Source organism: Pseudomonas sp. GV085, assembly GCF_003050925.1.
GTDB lineage: Bacteria > Pseudomonadota > Gammaproteobacteria > Pseudomonadales > Pseudomonadaceae > Aquipseudomonas.
This window is the reverse complement of sequence record NZ_QAOV01000021.1, coordinates 40,866-65,133: the sequence shown is the minus strand read 5'-3', so window position 1 is coordinate 65,133 and position 24,268 is coordinate 40,866. Positions and strand designations below refer to the sequence as shown.

18 protein-coding genes and 1 pseudogene are annotated in these 24,268 nt (G+C 61.3%); 14 read left to right on the top strand and 5 right to left on the bottom strand.

From position 1 onward, the window contains the following. Positions 1–4,874, bottom strand: a pseudogene (locus tag C8K63_RS28790) (LapA family giant adhesin); the annotation flags it as partial. Between the two features lie 356 nt (positions 4,875–5,230). Between C8K63_RS28790 and C8K63_RS28785 the strand changes: the two are divergent. The 12 genes from C8K63_RS28785 to C8K63_RS28730 all read left to right on the top strand — a co-directional run bounded on the left by C8K63_RS28785 (position 5,231) and on the right by C8K63_RS28730 (position 21,292). Beyond that, entirely contained in the window at positions 5,231–6,586 is a 1,356-nt protein-coding gene (locus C8K63_RS28785; protein ID WP_108219781.1) for a TolC family outer membrane protein, read from the top strand. A 42-nt stretch (positions 6,587–6,628) separates the two neighbouring features. After that, the gene (locus C8K63_RS28780) at positions 6,629–8,785 is read left to right on the top strand and encodes a type I secretion system permease/ATPase (RefSeq protein ID WP_108219780.1); all 2,157 of its coding nucleotides are present in this window, start codon (positions 6,629–6,631) and stop codon (positions 8,783–8,785) included. Beyond that, positions 8,775–10,139, top strand: a complete 1,365-nt coding sequence (locus C8K63_RS28775; protein WP_108219779.1) for an HlyD family type I secretion periplasmic adaptor subunit — start codon at positions 8,775–8,777, stop codon at positions 10,137–10,139. The genes C8K63_RS28780 and C8K63_RS28775 overlap by 11 nt, the downstream gene beginning before the upstream one ends. A 385-nt stretch (positions 10,140–10,524) precedes the next feature. Beyond that, on the top strand, positions 10,525–11,412 hold the full coding sequence (locus C8K63_RS28770) for a TauD/TfdA family dioxygenase (RefSeq protein WP_108219778.1): 888 nt from the start codon (positions 10,525–10,527) through the stop codon (positions 11,410–11,412). 18 nt (positions 11,413–11,430) lie between these two features. Then, positions 11,431–12,456 carry an ABC transporter substrate-binding protein gene (locus tag C8K63_RS28765; protein WP_108219777.1) on the top strand — a complete coding sequence of 342 codons (1,026 nt, stop codon included), beginning with the start codon at positions 11,431–11,433 and terminating at the stop codon, positions 12,454–12,456. A 5-nt stretch (positions 12,457–12,461) separates the two neighbouring features. Then, on the top strand, positions 12,462–13,322 hold the full coding sequence (locus C8K63_RS28760; RefSeq protein WP_108219776.1) for an ABC transporter ATP-binding protein: 861 nt from the start codon (positions 12,462–12,464) through the stop codon (positions 13,320–13,322). A gap of 21 nt (positions 13,323–13,343) precedes the next feature. Next, complete coding sequence (locus tag C8K63_RS28755; protein ID WP_108219775.1) at positions 13,344–14,210, top strand: ABC transporter permease; 867 nt, start codon at positions 13,344–13,346, stop codon at positions 14,208–14,210. A 52-nt stretch (positions 14,211–14,262) separates the two neighbouring features. After that, positions 14,263–15,183, top strand: coding sequence for a LysR family transcriptional regulator (locus C8K63_RS28750; protein ID WP_108219774.1), 921 nt, complete (start codon positions 14,263–14,265; stop codon positions 15,181–15,183). A gap of 240 nt (positions 15,184–15,423) precedes the next feature. Beyond that, on the top strand, positions 15,424–16,956 hold the full coding sequence (locus C8K63_RS28745) for an MFS transporter (protein WP_108219773.1): 1,533 nt from the start codon (positions 15,424–15,426) through the stop codon (positions 16,954–16,956). Positions 16,957–16,982: 26 nt separating this feature from the next. Beyond that, positions 16,983–18,047, top strand: a complete 1,065-nt coding sequence (locus tag C8K63_RS28740) for an HlyD family secretion protein (protein ID WP_108219772.1) — start codon at positions 16,983–16,985, stop codon at positions 18,045–18,047. Beyond that, entirely contained in the window at positions 18,044–19,591 is a 1,548-nt protein-coding gene (locus C8K63_RS28735; protein WP_108219771.1) for an efflux transporter outer membrane subunit, read from the top strand. Before C8K63_RS28740 ends, C8K63_RS28735 begins: the two co-directional genes overlap by 4 nt. A gap of 117 nt (positions 19,592–19,708) precedes the next feature. Beyond that, complete coding sequence (locus C8K63_RS28730) at positions 19,709–21,292, top strand: glycosyltransferase family 39 protein (protein WP_108219770.1); 1,584 nt, start codon at positions 19,709–19,711, stop codon at positions 21,290–21,292. A gap of 18 nt (positions 21,293–21,310) precedes the next feature. Here C8K63_RS28730 and C8K63_RS28725 read toward each other — a convergent pair whose 3' ends face one another. Both C8K63_RS28725 and C8K63_RS28720 read right to left on the bottom strand, forming a co-directional pair. Next, positions 21,311–22,069 (bottom strand): slipin family protein, encoded by a 759-nt coding sequence (locus tag C8K63_RS28725; protein ID WP_108219769.1) that lies wholly within the window; start codon positions 22,067–22,069, stop codon positions 21,311–21,313. A 2-nt stretch (positions 22,070–22,071) separates the two neighbouring features. Next, positions 22,072–22,605 (bottom strand): NfeD family protein, encoded by a 534-nt coding sequence (locus C8K63_RS28720; RefSeq protein WP_108219768.1) that lies wholly within the window; start codon positions 22,603–22,605, stop codon positions 22,072–22,074. A 198-nt stretch (positions 22,606–22,803) separates the two neighbouring features. Here C8K63_RS28720 and C8K63_RS28715 point away from each other — a divergent pair, with 198 nt between their 5' ends. Both C8K63_RS28715 and C8K63_RS28710 read left to right on the top strand, forming a co-directional pair. Continuing rightward, positions 22,804–23,265 (top strand): aminoacyl-tRNA deacylase, encoded by a 462-nt coding sequence (locus tag C8K63_RS28715; protein ID WP_108219767.1) that lies wholly within the window; start codon positions 22,804–22,806, stop codon positions 23,263–23,265. 131 nt (positions 23,266–23,396) lie between these two features. Next, positions 23,397–23,651 (top strand): DUF2789 domain-containing protein, encoded by a 255-nt coding sequence (locus tag C8K63_RS28710; RefSeq protein WP_108219766.1) that lies wholly within the window; start codon positions 23,397–23,399, stop codon positions 23,649–23,651. Here C8K63_RS28710 and C8K63_RS28705 read toward each other — a convergent pair. Both C8K63_RS28705 and C8K63_RS28700 read right to left on the bottom strand, forming a co-directional pair. Next, positions 23,646–23,927: a type II toxin-antitoxin system RelE/ParE family toxin gene (locus C8K63_RS28705; protein WP_108219765.1), complete on the bottom strand. Its 282-nt coding sequence runs from the start codon at positions 23,925–23,927 to the stop codon at positions 23,646–23,648. The genes C8K63_RS28710 and C8K63_RS28705 overlap by 6 nt on opposite strands. Beyond that, the gene (locus tag C8K63_RS28700) at positions 23,924–24,202 is read right to left on the bottom strand and encodes an antitoxin of toxin-antitoxin stability system (protein WP_108219764.1); all 279 of its coding nucleotides are present in this window, start codon (positions 24,200–24,202) and stop codon (positions 23,924–23,926) included. The genes C8K63_RS28705 and C8K63_RS28700 overlap by 4 nt, the downstream gene beginning before the upstream one ends. Positions 24,203–24,268 lie beyond the last annotated feature (66 nt).

Here is a 24,268-nt window from a genome sequence, read left to right as displayed (position 1 = left end):
GTGCTGACCGGGGTCTTGATCGGGTTGATGGCCTCGAGGTTGCCGCCGTCGGCCGATTTAATCGACTCGGTCACGGTGGTCGGCCCCTGGTACACGTCGTTGCCGACCGTGACCGGCAAGCTGCCGGAACTCTGCCCTTCGGCGATGGTGATGACCTTGCCGCTGTCGAGGGTCACGGTCACCGGACCGTTCTGTGCGGTGACCGGTTGGCCCTGGGCATCGGTCAGGGTGGCGGTGTAGGTGATGGTGCCGTTCTCGTCCACGCTCGGGGTGGCGCTCAGGGTCACCGTGGTGCTGTCGTCGACGTCGTTGACCGTGGTGCTGACCGGCGTTTTCACTGGATCGATGGCTTCGAGGTTGCCGCCGTCGGCCGATTTAATCGACTCGGTGATGGTGGTCGGCCCCTGGTACACGTCGTTGCCGACCGTGACCGGCAGGCTGCCGGCGCTCTGGCCTTCGGCAATGGTGATGACCTTGCCGCTGTCCAGCGTCACGGTCACTGGACCGTTCTGTGCAGTCACCGGTTGGCCCTGGGCATCGGTCAGGGTGGCGGTGTAGGTGATGGTGCCGTTTTCATCCACGCTCGGGGTGGCGCTCAGGGTCACGGTGGTGGTGTCGTTGACGTCGTTGACCGTGGTGCTGACCGGCGTTTTCACTGGATCGATGGCTTCGAGGTTGCCGCCGTCGGCCGATTTAATCGACTCGGTGATGGTGGTCGGGCCGGTGTAGACGTCGTTGCCGACGGTGACCGGCAAGCTGCCGGCGCTCTGCCCTTCGGCGATGGTGATGACCTTGCCACTGTCCAGCGTGACGGTCACCGGACCGTTCTGTGCGGTAACCGGGGCACCGTTCCTGTCGGTCAAGGTCGCGGTGTAAGTGATGGTGCCGTTTTCGTCCACGCTCGGGGTGGCGCTCAAGGTCACGGTGGTGTCGTTGACGTCATTGACCGTGGTGCTGACCGGGGTCTTGATCGGGTTGATGGCCTCGAGGTTGCCGCCGTCGGCCGATTTAATCGACTCGGTCACGGTGGTCGGCCCCTGGTACACGTCGTTGCCGACCGTGACCGGCAAGCTGCCGGAACTCTGGCCTTCGGCGATGGTGATGACCTTGCCGCTGTCGAGGGTCACGGTCACCGGACCGTTTTGCGCGGTGACCGGTTGGCCCTGGGCATCGGTCAGCGTGGCGGTGTAGGTGATGGTGCCGTTCTCGTCCACGCTCGGGGTGGCGCTCAGGGTCACGGTGGTGGTGTCGTTGACGTCATTGACCGTGGTGCTGACCGGGATCTTGATCGGGTCAATCTCTTCGAGGTTGCCGCCGACTGCCTCCTTGATGGATTCGCTGACGGTGGTCGGGCCGGTGTAGACGTCGTTGCCGACCGTGACCGGCAGGCTGCCGGAACTCTGGCCTTCGGCGATGGTGATCACCTTGCCGCTGTCGAGGGTCACGGTCACCGGACCGTTCTGTGCGGTGACCGGTTGGCCTTGGGCATCGGTCAGGGTGGCGGTGTAAGTGATGGTGCCGTTTTCGTCCACGCTCGGGGTGGCGCTCAGGGTCACGGTGGTGGTGTCGTTGACGTCATTGACCGTGGTGGTCACTGGTGTGGTGTTTGGCAACACCAGCTCCAGATTGCCACCCGCCGAGTTCTTGATGGATTCGGTCACGGTGCTCGGGCCGGTGTAGACGTCGTTGCCCACGCTCACCGGCAAGCTGCCGGCGCTCTGGCCTTCGGCAATGGTAATGACCTTGCCGCTGTCCAGCGTCACGGTCACTGGACCGTTCTGTGCAGTCACCGGTTGGCCCTGGGCATCGGTCAGGGTGGCGGTGTAGGTGATGGTGCCGTTTTCATCCACGCTCGGGGTGGCGGTCAGGGTCACCGTGGTGCTGTCGTTGACGTCATTGACCGTGGTGGTCACTGGCGTGGTGTTTGGCAACACCAGCTCCAGATTGCCACCCACCGCGTCCTTGATGGATTCGGTCACGGTGCTCGGGCCGGTGTAGACGTCGTTGCCGACCGTGACCGGCAAGCTGCCGGCGCTCTGGCCTTCGGCGATGGTGATGACCCTGCCGCTGTCGAGGGTCACGGTCACCGGCCCGTTCTGCGCGGTGACCGGGGCACCGTTCTTGTCGGTCAAGGTTGCGGTGTAAGTGATGGTGCCGTTTTCGTCCACGCTCGGGGTGGCGCTCAGGGTCACCGTGGTGGTGTCGTCGACGTCGTTGACCGTGGTGGTCACTGGGGTCTTGATCGGATCGATGGCTTCGAGGTTGCCGCCGTCGGCCGATTTAATCGATTCGCTGATGCTGCTCGGCCCTTGGTAGACGTCGTTGCCCACGCTCACTGGCAAGCTGCCGGCGCTCTGGCCTTCGGCAATGGTGATGACCTTGCCACTGTCCAGCGTGACGGTCACCGGACCGTTCTGTGCGGTAACCGGGGCACCGTTCTTGTCGGTCAAGGTCGCGGTGTAGGTGATGGTGCCGTTCTCGTCCACGCTTGGCGTGGCGCTCAGGGTCACCGTGGTGCTGTCGCTGACGTCATTGACCGTGGTGCTGACCGGGGTCTTGATCGGGTTGATCGTCTCGAGGTTGCCACCCACCGCTTCCTTGATGGACTCGGTGACCGTGGTCGGCCCTTCATAGACGTCATTGCCGACCGTGACCGGCAAGGAGCCGGTGCTCTGGCCTTCGGCGATGGTAATGACCTTGCCGCTGTCCAGCGTCACGGTCACTGGACCGTTCTGTGCGGTCACCGGGGCGCCGTTCTTGTCGGTCAGCGTGGCGGTGTAGGTGATGGTGCCGTTCTCGTCCACGCTCGGTGTGGCGCTCAGCGTCACGGTGGTGGTGTCGATCGAGTCAGTGATGGACGTTACTGCTGGCTCTTTACTCGGCACCAGGTTCTCGAAGTTGCCGCCGGTGGTACCGGTGATGGTGGTGCTGACAGTGCTGCCGTTGGCATAAACATCATTGGCCGCAGTCGGCACGTTGACGCTGCCGCTGGTCTGGCCGGCTTCGATGGTGATGACCGAGCCGTTGCTCAGGGTCACAGTCATCGACGTGCCGGCTGGATTGCTCAGGGTGGCGGTGTAGGTGATCTGCCCGCCTTCGGTGATGTTGCCGGTGGCCGTCAGGCTCAGCCCGGTGGTGTCCACGGAATCGGTGATGGTGGTCACGGCTGGCGTGGTGTCTGGCACCAGGTTTTCGAAGTTGCCGCCCGTGGTACCGGTGATGGTGGTGCTGACGGTGCTGCCGTTGGCATAAACATCATTGGCCGCAGTCGGCACATTGACGCTGCCGGTGGTCTGGCCGGCTTCGATGGTAATGACCGAGCCGTTGCTCAGGGTCACGGTCATCGGCGTGCCGGCTGGATTGCTCAGGGTGGCGGTGTAGATGATCTGGCCGCCTTCGGTGATGTTGCCGGTGGCCGTCAGGCTCAGCCCGGTGGTGTCCACGGAATCGGTGATGGTGGTCACGGCTGGCGTGGTGTTGGGCACCAGGTTTTCGAAGTTGCCGCCGGTGGTACCGGTGATGGTGGCGCTGACGGTGCTGCCGTTGGCATAAACATCATTGGCCGGGGTCTCGACCACGACGCTGCCGGAGGTCTGGCCCGCTTCGATGGAAATGACCGAGCCATTGCTCAGGGTCACGGTCATCGGCGTGCCGGCTGGATTGCTCAGGGTGGCGGTGTAGGTGATCTGCCCGCCTTCGACGACGGTGCCGGTGGCCGTCAGGCTCAGCCCGGTGGTGTCCACGGAATCGGTGATGGTGGTCACGGCCGGCGCGGTGTTGGGCACCAGGTTTTCGAAGTTGCCGCCCGTGGTGCCGGTGATGGTGGTGCTGACGGTGCTGCCGTTGGCATAAACATCATTGGCCGCAGTCGGCACATTGACGCTGCCGGTGGTCTGGCCGGCTTCGATGGTAATGACCGAGCCGTTGCTCAGGGTCACAGTCATCGGCGTGCCGGCCGGGTTGGTCAGGGTGGCGGTGTAGGTGATCTGGCCACCTTCGGTGACGGTATTGCCGGCCGTCAGGGTGACCGTTGTGGTGTCGATGGTATCGGTGATCTGGGTCACAGCCGGGGTAGTCGGCGGCGTCACTGTGATGCCGCTGCCGCCGCTGGTGCCGGTGACGGTTATTTCGATCTGGGTCGCGTCGTTATAGACCGTGTCGTTCGCAGCCAATGGCACGTTGACGGTGCCGGTGGTCGAGCCTGCGGGAATCACGATCATGGCGCCGTTGGACAAGGTGACAGTCAGATCGCTCAGCGGTGCCTGGGTCAGGGTCGCGGTGTACGCCAGCACGCCACCGGCCTCGGTGATGGTCGGCGTGGCACTGAGGCTGAGGACTGACTCACTCGGGGTATTGGCGTTGGCGTTGGCATTAACGTTGGCGTTGGTGGACTGGCTACCCGGGATTTCCAGGGTTGTTTGCCCGGCAGAGTTGATACCTGCGGTCGGGAAGCCAATGGTCGGGTCGACGCGGCCAGCGGTGGCGTCGAGCATCACGAAGCTGTGACCGCCACCGGCGGCACCACCAGAGCCTGCCGCCGTCGGGCCCGCAGCGGTGGCTTCAAGGTCTTTGGTCGGGTCGGCACCGGCGACAATGGCTTGTTGCAGCTCTTCTACCGATGTCGCGGCTTGCGCAGTGGCGGCTGCCAGATCAGTACCGGAGTCCGGGGCGTCAGCGCTCCACTGTGTGTCACGGCCCAGATCGAGGGTGCGGCCATCGGCCAGTTCCAGGGACACGGCACCGGAAAGGCCAGTGTCGATCTGGTCACCGGCGAACAGTTTGTCGCCTTCAACGAGAACACGGCGGACGCCCTCTGGGGACACCACGAAAACCTGACCGACAATGCTTTTGACGATGGCAACAACACTGCTCATTGAAGACTCTCCGGGGTGTCACGTTCAGTTGACTTCCATAGACCTGATGACGCCTGCGCCGACCAGTCTGGACGTACATTGCAAAAAGGGTGCACAGGTTTGACGCAAAAATCCGTCAATAATCTGGCTGGAATTTTTAGCTATTAACTTTATGCCAAACTATTGACCTTCTTGGAGCCATCCTAAACAATCGCCCCAGTAATGTCACATTGATATTTCAGTGGTGGCCTGTCCTCGGTATGTGATCCAGTTCCGCTTTTTAACTTTCCGACATACGGTCATTCCGCTCGCGATCTTCCAACGCAGCGCGCTCTTTTGCTGTGATTCAAGACAAGAAGTTTTGGGAAATTCCTACAATGCGTTCGCCTTTGTTCATGGTTATACCTTTCGTCCTCGCCGCGTCTTTCGTCCAGGCGCAGTCCTTGCCAGACGCCATGCAACAAGCGCTGGATGTCCATCCGGAAGTCCAGGCAGGCGTCAACAGCCGATTGGCTGCGGACTATCAATTGAAGGCTGCGAAAGGTGGATACCTGCCACGGGTCGACCTGCTGGGTGGTTACGGTCGTGAAGGCACAGATAGCGTGACTACACGCACGGACAGCAGCGGCAACAAGCACTGGGAAACCCTGAATCGCAGTGAGTCCAGTTTGCGTCTGAGCCAAATGGTTTTTGACGGTTTTGCGACGTCCAGCGAAGTTGGGCGTCAACAAGCCGCCGTCAACTCCCGCGCCTACTCGCTGCTGAGTACTTCCGAGCGTACCGGGCTGACCGTGGCCCAGGTTTATCTCGACGTGCTGACCCGTCGCGAATTCGTGCGTCTGGCCGAGGACAACCTCAAGAGCCACCAACGCATTTACGACCAGATCCAGCTGCGCACCCAGCGCGGCGTCGGCAGCGGCGCCGACCTCGATCAGGCCGAGGCGCGGATGGCCCAGGCGCGCAACAACCTGATCACCGAGCAGACCAACCTGGCTGACGCCGAAACCAACTACCTCTCCGCTGTCGGCCAGATGCCGGATCAACTGGAGCGTCCGGCGAGCTTCATGGCGCTGATGCCGGCCAATCTGAATGAAGCCCGCGCGCAGATGCTGGAAAACAGCCCGATCCTGCGCTCGGCCGAATCCGATATCGCCGCTGCCGAGAAGCAGTACGACACGGCCAAGTCGACCTTCTACCCACGCTTCGATGCTGAATTGGGTCGCACCGCGAACAACGATATTGATGGCCAGAACGGCCACGACAACGAATGGCAAGCCATGCTGCGCATGCGCTTCAACCTGTACTCCGGCGGCAGCAACAAGGCCGATCTGGAATCCAAGTCCTACCTGTCGAACCAGGCGCTGGACATCCGCAACAACGCCCTGCGCCAATTGAATGAAGAGCTGGGCCTGGCCTGGAATGCCCTGAACAACGCCAACGCGCAGGTGCCGATCGCCCAGCAATACGTCGATCACAGCACCGCCGTGCGGACCGCTTACCAGCGTCAGTTCAGCCTCGGCGAGCGCACCCTGCTCGATTTGCTCGACAGTGAAAACGAACTGTTTACCTCCTCTCGTCGTCTGGCGGAGATCAAGAACACTCAGTTATTTACTCAGTACCGTATCAAGGCGACCATGGGCGAATTGCTCAAAAGCCAGGGAGTGGTCGCACCATTGGCATCCGTTGTGCAGAACGACGTGAAGCCCAAGGTTCAATTGCCCGGTATGAATTGAGCGGGACCTTCGTTGTTCAATTGTTAGCCAAGAGTGCCGAGCGTGGAATCAGAAGTCAGTCGGGTTCAACTCATTCATGATCCGCGCGCGTTGCATGACGATCCGTTACTGGATGGTCTGCTCGCTCTTTGCATGCTGCACCAGAAGCCTGCCAGCGCGGCAATGCTGACCACCGGCCTGCCGCTGCCCGAGCAACGCTTGAGTGTCGACTTGCTGCCACGTGCGGCAGCTCGCGCTGGGCTGCAAGGTCGGGTGCTGCAACGCAAGCTGAAGGATATTCCGGCGATTGCCATGCCGGCATTGTTGCTGCTCAAGGACGGTCGCAGTGCTGTCCTGCTTGGCTGGCAAGGCGAAGATCAGGCGCGGGTGCTGCTCAGCGAAAGCGATGGCGGTGAGTCCCTGGTCACTCGCGAACTGCTGGCCGACGACTACACCGACAAGGTCTTTTTCGCTCAGCCCCAGCACAAATTCGACGTCAACCACGGCACGCTGATTCCGCGTGCGCGCTCGTGGTTTCGCGACACCCTCAAGCGTTCGCGCTGGTTGTATGTCGACGCCATTGCCGCCAGTTTTCTGATCAACATCATTGCCATGGCTGCGCCGTTGTTCGTGATGAACGTGTACGACCGCGTCGTGCCGAACCAGGCCGAAGCGACGCTCTGGGTGCTGGCACTCGGCATCACGGGCGCCTACCTCTTCGACCTGATCCTGAAAAGCCTGCGTAGCCTGTGCCTGGACCTGGCCGGCAAGAAAACCGACCTGATCATCTCGGCCACGCTGTTCGAGCGCATCGTCGGCATGGCCATGAAATACCGGCCGGCGCGGGTCGGCAGCTTTGCCCAGAACATCCATGAGTTCCAGAGCCTGCGGGACTTCCTCGCCTCGCTGACACTGACCAGCCTGATCGACCTGCCGTTCACGATTCTGATCTTTATCGTCATCGCGATCCTTGGCGGGTACCTGGTGTGGATTCCGGTGCTGGCATTCCCGATCGCCCTGGCCATCGGCTACGCCTTGCAGAAACCCCTGGTGGCAACCATGGAACGGACCATGGCGCTGGGGGCCGAGCGTCAGTCGAGCCTGATCGAAACCCTGGCCGGCCTGGATGCGGTGAAGGTCAACAACGCCGAAAGCGAGCGCCAGTACCAGTGGGAACAGACCATCGGCACCCTCAGTCGTCTTGAGTTGCGGGTGAAAATGCTCTCCGGTCTGGCGATGAACATCACCTTGCTGATCCAGCAACTGGCCGGGGTGATCATGATCGTCTTCGGCGTGTACCAGATCATCGACGGTCACCTGAGCATGGGCGGCCTGATTGCCTGCTACATGCTCAGTGGCCGAGCGCTCAGCCCGCTGGCGTCACTGTCCGGGTTGTTGACCCGTTATCAGCAGGCGCGGGTGACCATGACCTCGGTCGACCAGATGATGGAGCTGCCCCAGGAGCGCAATTTCGAAGAGCGTCCGCTCAGCCGCAAGGTGCTGCAGGGCGGTATTGAGTGCCGCCAGCTCAACTTCACCTACCCGCAACAGCAGAACCTGGCGCTGAAGAACATCAACCTGTCGATTCGTCCCGGCGAGAAGGTCGGCATCATTGGCCGAAGCGGTTCGGGCAAGAGCTCGCTGGCGAAATTGCTGGTGGGGCTGTATCAGCCAGATGATGGCTCGTTGTTGGTCGATGGTGTGGATATTCGCCAGATCGACGTCAGCGAGCTGCGCTACAACATTGGCTACGTGCCCCAGGACATTCAGTTGCTCGCCGGCACCTTGCGCGACAACCTGGTTTCCGGTGCGCGGTATGTCGAGGACGAACTGGTGTTGCAAGCGGCAGAGCTGGCCGGCGTCCACGAATACGCGCGCCTGCATCCGCAGGGCTATGAGCTGCAAGTGGGCGAGCGCGGGCAGAACCTTTCCGGTGGTCAACGGCAAAACGTCGCCCTGGCCCGCGCATTGCTGCTCAATCCGCCGATCCTGCTGCTCGACGAACCGACCAGTGCTATGGACAACACCGGCGAAGAACGCCTCAAGCAGCGCCTGGCAGCGGTGATCGAAAACAAGACCATGGTGCTGGTGACGCACCGGGCATCGCTGTTGTCGCTGGTCGATCGACTGATCGTGATCGACCGCGGGCAGATACTCGCCGACGGCCCGAAAGCCGCGGTGATGGAAGCGTTGAAGAAGGGGCAGATCAGTGTTGCTTAAGTCGGGTAAGGATTCGATCCGTCGCTACTTCAAAGGCGCTGCTTCGCTGCAGGGCCAGCCGCTGCCGGAGGTCAACAAGGCGCTGATCGAGGATGCGCCGCGAGTGGTGCGGCTGACGATCTGGGCGATCATCGCTTTCTTTGTATTCCTGATGCTCTGGGCCAACTTCGCGGTCATCGACGAAGTGACCAAGGGCGACGGCAAGGCGATTCCATCGTCGAAGATCCAAAAAATCCAGAACCTCGAGGGCGGCATCGTTGCCGAGCTGTTCGTCAAGGAAGGCCAGATCGTCGAGGCCGGCGCACCGCTGATTCGCCTGGACGACACGCGATTTGCTTCGAACGTCGGTGAAACCGAGGCCGATCGGTTGTCGATGCTGCTGCGGGTCGAACGCCTGAGCGCCGAGGTCGAAGATCGCCCGCTGAACTTCCCCGAAGATGTACTCAAGGCCGTGCCGGGTCAGGCCAAGAGCGAAGAGTCGCTCTATATAAGCCGCCGCCAACAGTTGCACGACGAGATTGGCGGCTTGCAGGAGCAGCTGATCCAGCGCCAGCAGGAGCTGCGCGAATTCACGTCCAAGCAGGCGCAGTATCGCCAGCAATTGGGCTTCCAGCGTCAGGAAATCAGCATGTCCGAGCCGTTGGTGGCCCAGGGCGCGGTATCGCCGGTGGAAGTCCTGCGCCTCAGGCGTGCCGAAGCCGAGACCCGTGGTCAGCTCGACGCCACCACCCTGGCCATTCCACGTGCCGAATCGGCAATCAAGGAAGTGCAGCGCAAGGTCGATGAAACCCGTGGCAAATTCCGTAGCGAAGCCCTGACCCAACTCAACGAAGCACGCACCGACCTGAACAAGGCCCAGGCCACCGGCAAGGCCCTGGAAGACCGGGTCAGCCGGACGCTGGTCACTTCGCCGGTGCGGGGTATCGTCAACAAGTTGCTGGTCAATACCATCGGCGGGGTTATCCAGCCAGGCAGCGACATGGTGGAAATCGTGCCGCTGGACGACACCTTGCTGGTCGAGGCGAAGATCCGCCCGCAGGACATCGCGTTCCTGCATCCGGGGCAGGAAGCGACGGTGAAATTCACCGCCTATGACTACACCATCTACGGCGGTCTGAAGGCCAGGCTTGAGCAGATCGGCGCTGACACCATCACCGACGAAGACAAGAAGACCACCTACTACATCATCAAGCTGCGCACCGACCGCAGTCACTTGGGCACCGATGAAAAGCCGTTGCTGATCATTCCGGGGATGGTGGCTTCGGTGGACATCATCACCGGCAAGAAGACTGTCCTCAGCTACCTGCTCAAGCCGATCATCCGCGCGCGAGCCGAGGCGCTGCACGAGCGCTAGAAATTCATCGAGGCTGATGGCCTCTTCGTCGGAACGCCGCCCGGAGCAAGCTCGCTCCCACATGGATTTTTGCTGGAACACAATTTTGTGCCCAACGGAGAACCCCTGTAGGAGCGAGCTTGCTCGCGATAGCGTCCGCCAAAACACCACAATCCTGTCAGAAAGTGACAAATAAAGTCACACCACGATTCCCCCCATCTCCTTAGCAATCGCCATATCGTTATTCGCTATCGGTATTTAAATTTCAATTCTTATGTCTATAAAGTCAACCTCCTGCGTACCTGCCGACCAATCGGCGCGCCGCACGACACGAACCAACACGGGATCTCCGTGAGTTTCTGATCGACGCGCGCGCCTTTGAGCGTGCCGTGCGTGGGAGTGATTTATGTCTGCAGCTTCAGCTTCGCCAAGCATCGCGCCACAGTTCTTTGAAATCCGCCCGTTCAGCGGAGCGGTGGGGGCCGAAATCATCGGCCTCGATCTGTCCCGTCCAATCAATAATCAGGACTTCGCACGCATTCACCGCGCGCACCTGGACCATCATGTGGTGGTGTTCCGCGACCAGCGCATCACCCCCGAACAGCACATCGATTTCAGCCGTCGCTTTGGCGTGTTGCAGATCCACGTGCTCAAGCAGTTCCTGCTGGCAGGGCATCCGGAAATCCTCATCGTTTCCAACATCATCGAGAACGGCCAGAACATCGGCCTCGGTGATGCCGGGAAGTTCTGGCACTCCGATCTTTCTTATAAGGAGCTGCCGAGCCTGGGCTCGATGCTGCATGCCCAAGAGCTGCCAGCGGAGGGTGGCGACACGCTGTTCGCCGACATGCACAAAGCCTGGGACAACCTGCCGGTCGCATTGCGCAAAGCGGTGGAAGGCCGCTCGGCGGCACACTCGTACACGGCGCGATACAGCGAAACAAAATTCGAAGGCAACTGGCGCCCGACCCTGACCCCGGAGCAACTCGCCCAGGTCGCTGAAGTGGTGCACCCGGTCGTGCGCACCCATCCGGAAAACGGCCGCAAGGCACTGTTCGTCAGCGAAGGGTTCACCACCCGCATCGTTGGCCTGCCGGAAGACGAGAGCCAGCAACTGCTGACCGAGCTCTACGCCCACAGCGTGCTGCCGCAAAACATCTACCGCCATCAATGGCAGCCCCATGACCTGGTGTTCTGGGACAACCGTTCGCTGATCCACCTCGCCGCCGGATGCCCCAGCCATCTGCGCCGCAAGCTGTATCGCACCACCATCCAGGGCGACGCGCCTTTCTGATTTGTCGGAGATCTGATCATGTCCAAACGTCTTCCATTCGCACCGCTGGCCGCCGCCATCGGCCTGGGTTTGAGCCTGATTGCCGGCAGCCTGGTGGCGCCGACCGTGGCCCACGCCGAAGGTGAAATCCGCATTGCCGAGCAGTTCGGTATCGTCTACCTGCTGCTCAATGTGGTGCGCGATCAGAACCTGATCGAGAAGTACGGCAAGCAGGAGGGCATCGACATCAAGGTCGACTGGACCCAGCTCTCCGGCGGTGCGGCGGTCAACGATGCGTTGCTGTCGGGCTCGATCGATATTGCCGGTGCCGGTGTCGGCCCGCTGCTGACCATCTGGGACCGCACCCATGGCAAGCAGAACGTCAAGGCCGTGGCTTCCCTGGGCAACTTTCCGTACTACCTGGTGAGTAATAACCCCAAGGTCAAAACTATCGCTGACTTCACCGAGAAGGACCGTATTGCGGTGCCGGCGGTGGGCGTGTCGGTGCAGTCGCGCTTCCTGCAATACGCGGCGGCCAAGCAGTGGGGTGACAAGGACTTCAATCGCCTCGACAAGTACACCATCGCCGTTCCACATCCCGACGCGACAGCGGCGTTGGTGGCCGGCGGCACCGAGCTGAGTGGGCACTTTTCCAACCCGCCGTTCCAGGATCAGGAACTGGCCAATCCCAACGTGCACGTGGTGCTGAACACCTATGACCTGCTCGGTCCGAACTCGCCGACGGTGCTGTTCGCCACCGAGAAATTCCGCGACGAGAACCCGAAAACCTACAAGGCATTCATTGATGCGCTGACCGAAGCGGCCGCGTTTGCCCAGCACGACAAAGGCGCGGCGGCGGACACTTACATCCGCGTTACCAAGGCCAAGATCGACCGCGCCGCGTTGCTGAAAATCATCGACAACCCGCAGTTCGAATTCAGCGTCACGCCGAAAAACACTTACCCGCTGGCCGAGTTCCTCTACCGTGTCGGCGCGATCAAAAACAAACCGGATTCATGGAAGGACTACTTCTTCCAGGACGCCAAACCGCTGCAAGGGAGCTGACCGAAATGAATGCCCCTTTGCAAGGCCACACGGTCAGCAAATCGATCGCGGCAGCCCAGGCGCTGCTGTCGGTCGATAACGTCAGCCTCGAATACCGCACGCGGCAGCGTGTGGTGCGGGCGACCCATCAAGTCAGTTTCGAGATCGATCCGGCGGACCGTTTTGTCCTGCTCGGACCGTCCGGTTGCGGCAAGTCGACGTTGCTCAAGGCTGCGGCTGGATTCATCCAGCCCGTGGAAGGCGAGATCCGCCTGCAAGGCCGGCGCGTCGATGCGCCGGGGCCGGACCGGATCGTGGTGTTCCAGGAGTTCGATCAACTGCCGCCGTGGAAAACCGTCAAGCAGAACGTGATGTTCCCGCTGCTGGCCTCGAAAACCCTCAAGCGCAAAGAGGCCGAAGAGCGGGCGTTGCACTATCTGGAGAAGGTCGGTCTGGCAGCGTTTGCCGATGCTTATCCGCATACCCTGTCGGGCGGGATGAAGGCGCGGGTTGCGATTGCTCGGGCACTGGCGATGCAGCCGAAAATCCTCCTCATGGACGAACCCTTCGCCGCCCTCGATGCCCTGACCCGACGCAAGATGCAGGAAGAATTATTGCTGCTCTGGGAGGAAGTGCGTTTCACGCTGCTGTTCGTCACGCACTCCATCGAAGAGGCGCTGGTGGTGGGCAACCGCATCCTGTTGCTGTCTGCGCATCCGGGGCGGGTGCGGGCGGAAGTCCACAGCCATCAATACGATTTGCACAGCCTTGGCGGGGTGGCGTTCCAGGAATCAGCGCGGCGCATCCATCGGCTGTTGTTCGACGAAGGCCAGCCGACCCAAGCCGATCATGAACTGGGTTTCGCCGACATCCGCATCGCTTATTGAGCCAGTTGAAAGGAGGGCCCGATGAGCCATTTATCATCCCCGCGTGAAGAGTTCGAAACGGTTTTTCAGCCACTGACCAGCGTGCGGCTGGAGCGTGAATTACTCCTCGGCCAACGTCTGTGGCAACAGGGCTGGCTACGTAAGAGCCTGATCCTGATTTTGCTCGCCGTGCTTTGGGAAGCGGTTGCGCGGTATCAGAACAACGACCTGCTGCTGCCGAGTTTTGTGCAAACCGCTCACGCGTTGTACGACGGCCTGCTCAGCGGTGAATTGCTGGGCAAGGTGTGGATTTCCCTTGTGGTGTTGCTCAAGGGTTACCTGATCGGCATCGCCCTGGCATTTGCCCTGACCACACTGGCGGTGTCGACGCAATTGGGTCGTGATCTGCTCAGTACCCTGACCTCGATGTTCAACCCGTTGCCGGCCATCGCCCTGCTGCCGCTGGCGCTGCTGTGGTTTGGACTGGGCCAGAACAGCCTGATTTTCGTGCTGGTGCATTCGGTGCTCTGGGCGCTGGCGCTGAACACCTACGCTGGCTTCCTCGGCGTCTCGGAAACCCTGCGCATGGCCGGGCGCAACTACGGCCTCAAGGGCATGCGTTTCGTGCTGTTCATCCTGATCCCGGCAGCACTGCCGTCGATCCTCGCCGGGCTGAAAATCGGCTGGGCGTTTGCCTGGCGTACGTTGATTGCTGCTGAGCTGGTGTTTGGTGCGACCAGTGGGAAGGGCGGGCTAGGGTGGTACATCTTTCAGAACCGCAATGAGCTGTATACCGACAAAGTGTTTGCCGGGTTGGCGGTGGTGATTCTGATTGGGTTGCTGGTGGAGAATCTGGTGTTTGATTCTTTGGAGCGGGTGACGGTGAAACGGTGGGGGATGGTTCGGTGATGTTTGCTAGCATTGCGTCTGAATCAACCCTGATCAGACACGAGTGCTCGCAATGCAATTGCCAGACTTGAACCTGTTGGTCGCCCTCGACGCCTTGCTCGACGAGGGCAGTGTGGTGGGCGCCGCGCGGCGGATGAGCCTGAGTCCGGCGGCAATGAGCCGGACGTTGACGCGCATCCGCGAAGCCATTGGCGATCCGATTTTGGTGCGTGCCGGGCGTGGCCTGGTGCCGACCCCCAAGGCGCTGGAATTGCGCGAGCAAGTGCGCAGTGTGGTGGAGCAGGCCGGGTTGCTGTTTCGCTCGGCTGATGCGGTGGAACTGAGTTCGTTGCGGCGGCGTTTCAGTATTCGGGCCAACGACTTTTTTGTCGGCGTCTACGGCGGCAAACTGTTCGACACCCTTGACCGACAGGCACCGCACTGTGAATTGCGTTTCGTACCCGAAGGCGATGGCGATGATGAGGCGTTGCGCGAAGGGCGGATCGATCTGAGCATCAGTAACACCCGTCCGCTGACGCCGGAAGTGAAAGTCCAGAACCTGTTTTCCACCCACTTCGTCGGCCTGGTGCGTGAGGATCACCCGCTGTTGGACGAAGAGATCACGGCAGAGCGCTATGCCGGTTATTCCCATATCAGCATGTCCCGGCGTGGCATTGCCCGTGGGCCCATCGATACCGCGCTCAATGCCCTGGGGCTGGAGCGGCGGGTGGCGGTGATCGCGCCCAGTTTTCATGCGGCGATGTTCGCCTTGCCCGATTCCGACCTGATACTGCCGGTGCCCAAGGAGGCCTTGCTGAGTGTGCGGCGGCTGGGGTTGAAGCTACGCTCGTTCGACCTGCCCATCCCGTTGCCGACCTTGATGCTGACCCAAGCCTGGCACCCGCGCTTCGACAAGGACCCGGCACATCGCTGGCTGCGCGAAACGCTGAAATCCTGCTGCGATGAAACCTGGCTGGCTGCACAGCCGGACTGAGGTGAACGCAATTTCCCCCCCCTGTAGGAGCGAGCTTGCTCGCGAAAAACGTCTGAACGACACGATCAATCAGTCAGCACGCGTTATCGTTGGCGTCCATCGCGAGCAAGCTCGCTCCTACAGGGGCAGGGGGTTGTATCGTTGCGTCTGGCACACTTATAACCTGCCAATAAGTTGATTTTCGTCAGGCATCACGCTTCCTAGAATGCTTCGGTCTTTCCACGCCGGAGCTTGCAATACATGACTTCCCTCACGGCCCCGGCCCCCATCGCCGCGACCGGCCCGACAGCTTCACCACAGGTCTTCGGTCCGCGAATCATCATCGGCCTGGTGGGCGTGCTGCTGGCGGTGCTGGTGTCGGGCCTGAACGAGATGGTGACCAAAGTCGCCCTGGCCGACATCCGCGGTGCGTTGGCCATCGGCTACGACGAAGGCACCTGGCTGGTCGCCTGTTACACCGCGACTTCCGTGGCGGCCATGGCCTTCGCGCCGTGGTGTGCGGTGACGTTCTCGTTGCGGCGTTTCACCCTGTGGGCCATCGGCCTGTTCACCCTGTTGGGTGTGTTGTGCCCGTTCGCCCCGAATTACGAAAGCCTGTTGTTGCTGCGCACCTTGCAAGGCCTGGCGGGTGGCGCATTGCCGCCCATGTTGATGACCGTGGCCCTGCGGTTTTTGCCGGCCAATGTGAAGTTGTATGGCCTGGCCGGTTATGCCCTGACGGCGACGTTCGGCCCTGGCCTGGGCACGCCATTGGCCGGGTTGTGGACCGAATATGTCGGCTGGCAATGGACCTTCTGGCAAATCATCGCGCCGTGCCTGATTGCCATGGCCGCGGTGGCGTATGGCTTACCCCGGGACCCGCTGCGTCTGGAACGCTTCAAGTCCTTCAACTGGCGCGGTGTGTTGCTGGGTTTTCCCGCCATCTGCATGCTGGTGATCGGCATCTTGCAGGGCAATCGCCTGGACTGGTTCGAGTCGAACCTGATCTGCGGATTGCTCGGCGGCGGGCTGTTGCTGCTGGTGCTGTTCTTGACCGGCGAATGGTCGCAGCCGATGCCGTTTTTCAAGATGCAGATGCTCGGCATCCGTAACCTGTCTTTCGCCCTGCTGACCCTGGCGGGCGTGCTGGTGGTGTTGCAGGCGGTGATCATTATCCCGTCCAGCTACCTGGCGCAGGTCCAGGGTTATCGTCCGGTGCAGACCGCGCCGATCATGCTGCTGGCGGCGCTGCCGCAATTGATTGCGCTGCCGTTGGTGGCGGCGCTGTGCAACTTTCGCTGGGTCGATTGCCGCTGGGTGTTGGGCCTTGGCCTGAGCATGCTGGCGCTGTCGTGCGTCGGCGGTTCGCAACTGACGTCCGCGTGGATTCGCGACGATTTCTATGTGCTGCAATGGCTGCAGATTTTCGGCCAGCCCATGGCGGTGTTGCCGCTGCTGATGCTGTCCACCGGCAGCATCAACCCGATGCAAGGGCCATTCGCATCGGCCTGGTTCAACACCGTCAAAGGCCTTTCGGCGGTCATCGCTACCGGTGTGATCGAAGCGCTGACCACGGCACGTCTGCATTTTCACTCGACCATGCTGGTCGATCGCCTCGGCAACTCGCCGCTGGCCGAGCGCGACAGCGCAAGCCTCGCTCATCGTCTGCATGAGCAAGCGGTGGTGCTCACTTCCTCTGATCTTTACCTGTGCATGGCCGGTATCGCTGTGACCTTGATCCTGCTGATTTTCTGGCTGCCGACGCGGATCTATCCGCCGCGTGCACCGACCTGAATGCTCCACTGATACAGAAGGTTTTTATGAACACTCAAGCAAAGCAGAAAGTCGCGGTGGCCGTGGTCGCCGCGTTGGCCGTTGGCGTATTGCTGTACCTGACGATGCCCGGCCTGTTCGGCAAGCGTACTCAGCAGAACACCAACGATGCTTATGTCTCGGCGGATTTCACCCTGGTCGTGCCGCGGGTCGCCGGGTTTATCAAGCAAGTGCTGGTCGAGGACAACCAGCAGGTCAAGGCCGGGCAGTTGCTGGCGCTGATCGATGACCGGGATCTACGCGCCGCCGCCGAGGCCGCCGATGCCGAAACGCTGGTGGCCAGGGCGCAACTGCAAAATGCCCGGGCGACCCTGGAGCGCCAGGCGTCGGTGATTGCCCAGGCGCAATCCTCGGTGGTTTCGGCCAAGGCGGAAATGGCCTTTGCCGAGCATGAATTGAATCGCTACAACCACCTCGCCGGGGTGGGCGCCGGCACGGTGCAAAATGCGCAACAGGCGCAAACGCGCATCGACCAGGCGTCCGCACGGCTGGCCAACGCCACGGCAGTGCTGGCGGCGGAACGCAAGCAGGTGGATATCCTCGCGGCTCAGCGCGATGCCGCCGAAGGGGGGCTGAAGCGGGCGCAAGCGAAGCTGGAAATGGCCAGCTACGAGTTGTCTTACACGCGGATCGTCGCGCCTCAGGACGGCATGGTCGGCGAACGCGCGGTGCGGGTCGGTGCCTACGTCACTCCGGGCAGCAAAATCCTCGCAGTGGTGCCGCTGGCGCAGGCTTATGTGATGGCCAATTTCCAGGAAACCCAATTGACGGATGTGCAGCCTGGGCAGGCTGTGCAAGTGCGCGTCGACAGCCTGGGCGGTGCGGCATTGAACGGTCGTGTCGAAAGCATTGCACCGGCCACCGGGGTGACGTTCGCCGCAGTCAAACCGGACAACGCCACCGGCAACTTCACCAAGGTGGTGCAGCGGATTCCGGTGAAGATCGTGCTGGAGCCGGGGCAGTCGCTGGCCGAGCGCTTGCGGGTGGGGATGTCGGTGGAGGCGAGTATTGATACGGCTACCGCCAAGGAGAAGGAGGTTGTTCAGCGATGAAGATTTTCGTTGATCGTGCTGACGCCTTCGCGAGCAAGCCCGCTCCCACAGTTGACCGCATTCCCCTGTGGGAGCGGGCTTGCTCGCGAAGAGGGCAGTGGCAGCCACTCACCTTCAGTGCCTTGCTCATCATGAGTCTCAGCGCATGCACCGTCGGCCCCGATTTCAAAAAGCCCGAAGCCACCGAAATCACCGAATGGTCGAAACCATCAAAGGCAGCCGCCAGCCAGGCCGTCGCCGAAACAATGGCCGAGCGCTGGTGGGAGGTGTTCCACGACCCGAAACTCTCGGCCCTGAGCCAGCGCGCCCTGACCGACAACCTCGATCTGAAGCTGGCCAGCAGCCGCTTGCAGCAAAGTCGCGCAGTGCGTCAGGTCATCACCGCCGAGCGCTACCCCAACACGGCCGCCAGCGGCCGTTACGGACGCAACCGTAACAGTGGTGAAGGCCTGAACGACCCGTCAGGGCACAACGGCCAATCTGCCTTCAACCTGTGGGATGCCGGCTTTTCCGCCTCCTGGGAGCTGGATTTCTGGGGGCGCGTGCGGCGGGAAACCGAAGCGGCCGACGCCAACCTGGAAGTCGCCGAGAACGACCGACGCGGTGTGCTGCTGTCGGTGCTGGCCGAAACCGCCCAGGACTACATTCAACTACGCGGCGTGCAGAACACCCGGCTCGTCACCGAACAGAATCTCGACGTCGCCCGTCATAGCCTGAAGCTCTCGCAACTGCGCCTGGCCGACGGCGTCGCGACGGATCTGGATGTCGCCGAAGCCGCCGCGCAGGTAGCGGCCATCGAATCGCGCCTGCCCACACTGGAGCAGCGCCAGTGGCAACTGATCAACGCCTTGAGTCTGTTGATGGGCGAACCGCCCCAGGCATTGGCGGCGGAGTTATCCACAGACGCACCGGTGCCACAGACTCCGCGTCAGGTCGCCATTGGCTTGCCCTCGCAACTGGCTGAGCGCAGGCCGGACATTCGCCAGGCCGAAGCACGGCTGCATGCCGCCACGGCCAGCATTGGCGTGGCCAAGGGCGATTTCTATCCGCGCATCACCCTGTCGGGGAACATCGGTTCCCAGGCCATGCAACTGAGCGATTTCGGCTCCTGGGGTTCGCGCTCGTTCGGGATCGGTCCGCAATTGAGCTTGCCGTTGTTCGACGGCGGCCGCTTGCGCGGTGTGCTCGAATTACGTGAAGCACAACAACAGGAAGCCGCTATCGCCTATCAGCAAACCGTGCTGCGCGCCTGGCATGAAATCGATGACCAACTGACCGCCTACAACGCCAGCCAGTTGCGTCGCGACAGCCTGGCCGAAGCCGTGCGCCAGAACCGCATTGCTCTGGACACCGCGCAACAGCAGTACGTCGAGGGCGTGGTGGATTTCGTCAGCGTACTCACCGTGCAAGGGGCGTTGCTGGCGACGCAGGAGCAGTGGGTCGAGAGTTCGACCGGCGTGTCGCTGGCGGCCGTCGGGTTGTACAAGGCGTTGGGTGGCGGTTGGGAGTCGGTGTATCCCGTGGCGCAGACGACGCTGCGCTGACGGTGCCACCGCCGGCCATCGCTCCATTACCGGGTCAGCATCGACGTTACTCGGCTTGAAGGGCTAAAGTGATACGCAAACAATCTGGCTCTTCACTCAACGTCGCAAGGGGAGGCAATGGAGGCGCGCAGAGAAACGCCAATGGGCGACACTCAGGGACCGCACGCCAATCCTGGTTTCGCCAGGTGTGCGCAACCATTGATCCGCTGGACTCGGGAGCATTGGCTGGTGCCGATTCTGGTGTTGGCCGCGCTGGTGCGCTTTTACGATCTCACTGCCGCCGCGATTTGGGGCGACGAGGGTTCCAGCCTGCTGCTGGCCCGTTATTCGATACCTGATATCTGGTTGCATGCTGCCTACGACGTCCACCCGCCGCTGTACTTCATGTTGCTGCACGGCTGGATCGCGATGTTTGGCGACGGCATCTTTTCAATCCGCTGTCTCAGCGCCCTGCCGGGGATTGCCTCGGTCGGACTCGGTGTGTGGCTGGTCGATCGGCTCGCCACCTGCCGTGCCGCGATACTGGCCGGTTTCCTGTTGGCCCTGCTTCCCACGGCTGTGCGGTATAGCCAGGAAGTGAGAATGTATTCGCTGCTGGGGCTGTGGTTGCTGGGGGCAACCATTGCGCTGGTGTACTGGATCCGCAGGCCCCAGCGTCGGCGCTACCTGGTGATCTACGTCGTGCTGATGAGCGCGGCGTTTTACACCCATTACTTCACGGCCCTTTGCGTGCTGTGCCATTGGCTGTACCTGGGGATCATCCGTGTGCAGCCGGGGCATCGCCTGCGGCACATCCAGCGGGGTGACTGGTGGCTGGCCAATGTGGCTATCGTGGCGCTCTATCTGCCTTGGCTGCCGGGGTTTGTCGACCTGCTACGACACGTGGATCAACTCAAGGCCAATGGCGATGTCGGCTGGGAGTTGCCCGTCAGCCTGGATTCTTTACCGTCGATGGTCTGGACGATACTGACCCAAGACGACGGCGAAACCCTGCCCTCGCTGGTATTTATCGCCTTGCCGCTGGCCCTGCCTGTGTTGGTGTGGGTGGCGCTGGCACGTGATCGAAGCGTGTCCCGCGGCAGTGCGTTGCTCGCGGTCTACACCTTTGTCCCGATGCTGCTGGTGTTTGCGGTGTCCTATTTTTCGCCGATATTCATCGAGCGCTACCTCACCGCGTATGCCCTTGGCCTGCCGCTGTTGGCGGCATTGGCAATCGACCGCCTGTACTCCGGTTCCCGGGTGCTGGCCTTGACGGTGCTGGTGCTGTTTGTCGGTGTTGAACTGGTGGGCCTGAAAAACAACGCGACGGTGGACGTCCATGATCAGGTCAATGTCCTGGTGGAAGACGTTAACCTGCATTTTCAGTCGGGGGACCGGATCGTCACCAGTGACATGCTCTGGTACTTGAGTTACGTCTACTACAACCGCACCAATACCCAGCCCCTGCTGTACACCCCGCCACGGGCCGATGGCACTTCGAGCCGGCCGAACGACTATGGTTTCGGTACCTTGACGACGCCAGACGTGTATCTGGAACACTTGAGCGACCTGCCCAAGGGCACGGGGCGAATCTGGCTGATCGGTACCGCCGACGTACCTGACGAGTTTGCACCGTTGCCGGCGCAATGGCAGATCGCTCGTCAAATGAAAGCCGGTGGTGTTGCCGCGAGGTTGTACCTGTCCGGCAATACCGGGCAATGAGTGGCGTCATCGCAACCTTCAGGGTTTCGATGACAAGTCCGCCATGCCCTTGAGCAACTCGATCGGCAGTGGAAAGACGATGGTCGAGCTCTTGTCGCCGGCAATCGAACTCAGGGTCTGCATGTAGCGCAGCTGCATGGCACCCGGTTGGCGGCCAAGCATTTCGGCGGCCTGCATGAGTTTTTCCGAGGCCTGCAATTCGCCTTCGGCGTGGATCACCTTGGCTCGCCGCTCCCGTTCTGCTTCGGCCTGCTTGGCGATGGCGCGGATCATCGATTCGTTGAGGTCCACGTGTTTGATCTCGACGTTGGCAACCTTGATGCCCCAAGCGTCGGTCTGGGCGTCGAGTACTTGCTGGATGTCCAGGTTCAACCGTTCGCGTTCGGCCAGCAGTTCGTCCAGTTCGTGTTTACCCAGCACCGCCCGCAGCGTGGTTTGCGCCAATTGGCTGGTGGCCATCAGAAAGTCTTCAACCTGGATGATTGCCTTTTGCGGATCGAGCACGCGGAAATACAGCACCGCGTTGACCTTGACCGACACGTTGTCGCGTGTGATCACGTCTTGCGGCGGAACGTCCAGCACCACGGTGCGCAAATCGACCCTGACCATTTGCTGGACCACCGGAATCAGCAGGATCAGACCAGGGCCCTTGACCTGCCAGAAGCGCCCGAGCTGGAACACCACGCCGCGCTCGTATTCGCGCAGGATGCGAAACGTCGATCCCGCCAGTGCGATGAGCAACAGCAGGAGCGCGACAAGACCCAATTGCAAACCCATGACTATTCTCCACCCGGCGCCGCGTCAGCCGCGGCCACTTGCAGCAGCAAACCCTTGCGCCCCACCACCCGTACCCGTTGTCCGGGTTGCAGTGGCGTCGCGCTGAGCACTTGCCATCGTTCTCCTTGCAGATGAACCCAGCCGCCATAGGCGTTGCCGAGCTGCACTGACGTGACCGGCGTTTCGCTGCCGACCAGCCCGGCATCACCGCTGACGGTGTGGCGCGGCCGGGTTTTCAGGGCGTGAAGCACCAGGTAGATCAGCAGCAGAGCGCTGACCACTGCCAGGCCGATCATCAACGGCACGGGCACTTCGGTATTGGACAGAATCACCGCACCGATCACGAACATCACGATGCCGCCCAGGCCGATCACACCGTAATTGGGCAGTGCCGCCTCAGCGATCAGAAACGCGAGGCCGAAGGTGATCAGCCAGATCCCGAGGGGGTTGGGCACCAGCAATACAACCGTGTCGGCGGCCCAGGTCGATCCGCTCAACGCCAACAGCAGCGCAATGGCACAACAGCGCGTGTTCACTTGACCCTCCGAGAGAGTCTTGGGGTGGCTCTGAACACAGTTTAGTTGAGCCTTGGCCGGTATGAATTTTGCTCAATTGTCGTCGACATCCGATGGGCGGATTTCCCGCCGGAACACGTCATCGGGCCTAGACTTTCAGTACCGAAAGAATTGTTAACCAGCGTCCGCCAGCGATTGTTGCGGACACCGAGGTGCATCATGCGTATGGCAAGAACCGTGCAGCGAAGCCTGGAAAAGGCTCAATGCAACTACGACATCGTCAGCCACCCACACTCGGCCAGCAGCCTCGAAACGGCACGGGTCGCAGGTATTCCTGCCGAACGGGTGGCAAAATCGGTGATCCTCGACGATCACCATGGGCATTACCTGATGGCCGTGCTGCCCGCCAGCCGTCACCTTGACCTGAGCAAAGTCCGCAGTAGCGGTGAGTGGCAGGTGTCTCGCGAAAGCAACCTGGCGCATCTGTTCGACGATTGCGAACGCGGCGCCGTACCGGCGCTGGGTGAGTCCTATGGGTTGGAGGTGGTGATCGATCCGCTGCTGACCCGGCAGAAAGACATCTATCTGGAGGCCGGCAACCACGTCAATCTGGTGCGCATGGACATGCCCGAGTTTCTGAAAATGGTGCCGCATGCCGAGGTGCGGGAGTTGAGTCATTGATTTTTGTGTCGCCAATGCTGACGTTTTCGCGAGCAGGCTCGCTCCCACAGGGAGATCGAATTTTCCTGTGGGAGCGAGCCTGCTCGCGATGACCGCGCAGCGGTCCCTAAATTGGTCATCAGGAGTTTGTCATGGAAAGCCCAACCCACAACCTTCCATCCCTGTTCAAACAACTCGGCCTGCCGGACGACGCCGAAAGTATCGATCAATTCATCGCCACCCATTCACCGCTCAAACCGGAACTGCACCTTGCGGATGCATTTTTCTGGAGCCCGAGTCAGGCGGAGCTTCTGCGAGACGAAATTCTCGACGACGCGGATTGGGCCGAAGTGATTGATCAGCTGGATGTGCTGCTGAGGAAGGGGCGGGGGGGTGAATCGTCATAGACCGGGCGGCCACCGTCGGGATGTATGGACCAGGGCGAGTATCCAGATGGCGTCCAGTCCCTGTTCATAAACAATTCGGTAACTCTGATGTGGAATCAGCTCGCGAGTGCCTGAAATGATCCCGGCTGGGCCGCTTTCCGGGTATCGGGCAAGCCGGGATAGCGCATCGCTGAACCGGTTGTCCATGTCGATGGCTGCTTTCGGGTTAACGGCATGCAGGTAATCCCAAATGTCTGCACGGTCCTGTGCTGCTTCTTTCGTCCATATTATTTTCATTCTTGTCGCTCGGCCCGCCTGCGCCTGGCAGCGAACTCTGCCTCGATTTCATCATTCGTCAGCCCGTCGCCGGCGCGCATCGAAGCGCGTGCGGTGTCGACCTTGCGCTGCAGGAATGCTTCGTACTCGCGAGACTCCCGTTGGGATTGAACAAACTGACGCATCATTTCCCGGACGATCTGCGAGGCGGGGCGATGAGCGGCTTCTGCCTCTGCCATGAACTGTTCACGCAATTCAGGCTCAAGTTTCATTGTAAAAACGGCTTGTTTCGACATGGCTGCCTTCTCGGTTGTAATACTGACAAAGTATATACATCTTCAGTACTGTGGCTGGTTCACCCC

Excerpts from the sequence above, each read along its gene's own strand:
- C8K63_RS28785 (WP_108219781.1), top strand. The coding sequence starts at position 5,231 with ATGCGTTCGCCTTTGTTCATGGTTATACCTTTCGTCCTCGCCGCGTCT.
- C8K63_RS28770 (WP_108219778.1), top strand. The coding sequence starts at position 10,525 with ATGTCTGCAGCTTCAGCTTCGCCAAGCATCGCGCCACAGTTCTTTGAA.
- C8K63_RS28765 (WP_108219777.1), top strand. The coding sequence starts at position 11,431 with ATGTCCAAACGTCTTCCATTCGCACCGCTGGCCGCCGCCATCGGCCTG.
- C8K63_RS28760 (WP_108219776.1), top strand. The coding sequence starts at position 12,462 with ATGAATGCCCCTTTGCAAGGCCACACGGTCAGCAAATCGATCGCGGCA.
- C8K63_RS28755 (WP_108219775.1), top strand. The coding sequence starts at position 13,344 with ATGAGCCATTTATCATCCCCGCGTGAAGAGTTCGAAACGGTTTTTCAG.
- C8K63_RS28750 (WP_108219774.1), top strand. The coding sequence starts at position 14,263 with ATGCAATTGCCAGACTTGAACCTGTTGGTCGCCCTCGACGCCTTGCTC.
- C8K63_RS28745 (WP_108219773.1), top strand. The coding sequence starts at position 15,424 with ATGACTTCCCTCACGGCCCCGGCCCCCATCGCCGCGACCGGCCCGACA.
- C8K63_RS28740 (WP_108219772.1), top strand. The coding sequence starts at position 16,983 with ATGAACACTCAAGCAAAGCAGAAAGTCGCGGTGGCCGTGGTCGCCGCG.
- C8K63_RS28735 (WP_108219771.1), top strand. The coding sequence starts at position 18,044 with ATGAAGATTTTCGTTGATCGTGCTGACGCCTTCGCGAGCAAGCCCGCT.
- C8K63_RS28730 (WP_108219770.1), top strand. The coding sequence starts at position 19,709 with ATGGAGGCGCGCAGAGAAACGCCAATGGGCGACACTCAGGGACCGCAC.
- C8K63_RS28725 (WP_108219769.1), bottom strand. The coding sequence starts at position 22,069 with ATGGGTTTGCAATTGGGTCTTGTCGCGCTCCTGCTGTTGCTCATCGCA.
- C8K63_RS28715 (WP_108219767.1), top strand. The coding sequence starts at position 22,804 with ATGCGTATGGCAAGAACCGTGCAGCGAAGCCTGGAAAAGGCTCAATGC.
- C8K63_RS28710 (WP_108219766.1), top strand. The coding sequence starts at position 23,397 with ATGGAAAGCCCAACCCACAACCTTCCATCCCTGTTCAAACAACTCGGC.
- C8K63_RS28705 (WP_108219765.1), bottom strand. The coding sequence starts at position 23,927 with ATGAAAATAATATGGACGAAAGAAGCAGCACAGGACCGTGCAGACATT.
- C8K63_RS28700 (WP_108219764.1), bottom strand. The coding sequence starts at position 24,202 with ATGTCGAAACAAGCCGTTTTTACAATGAAACTTGAGCCTGAATTGCGT.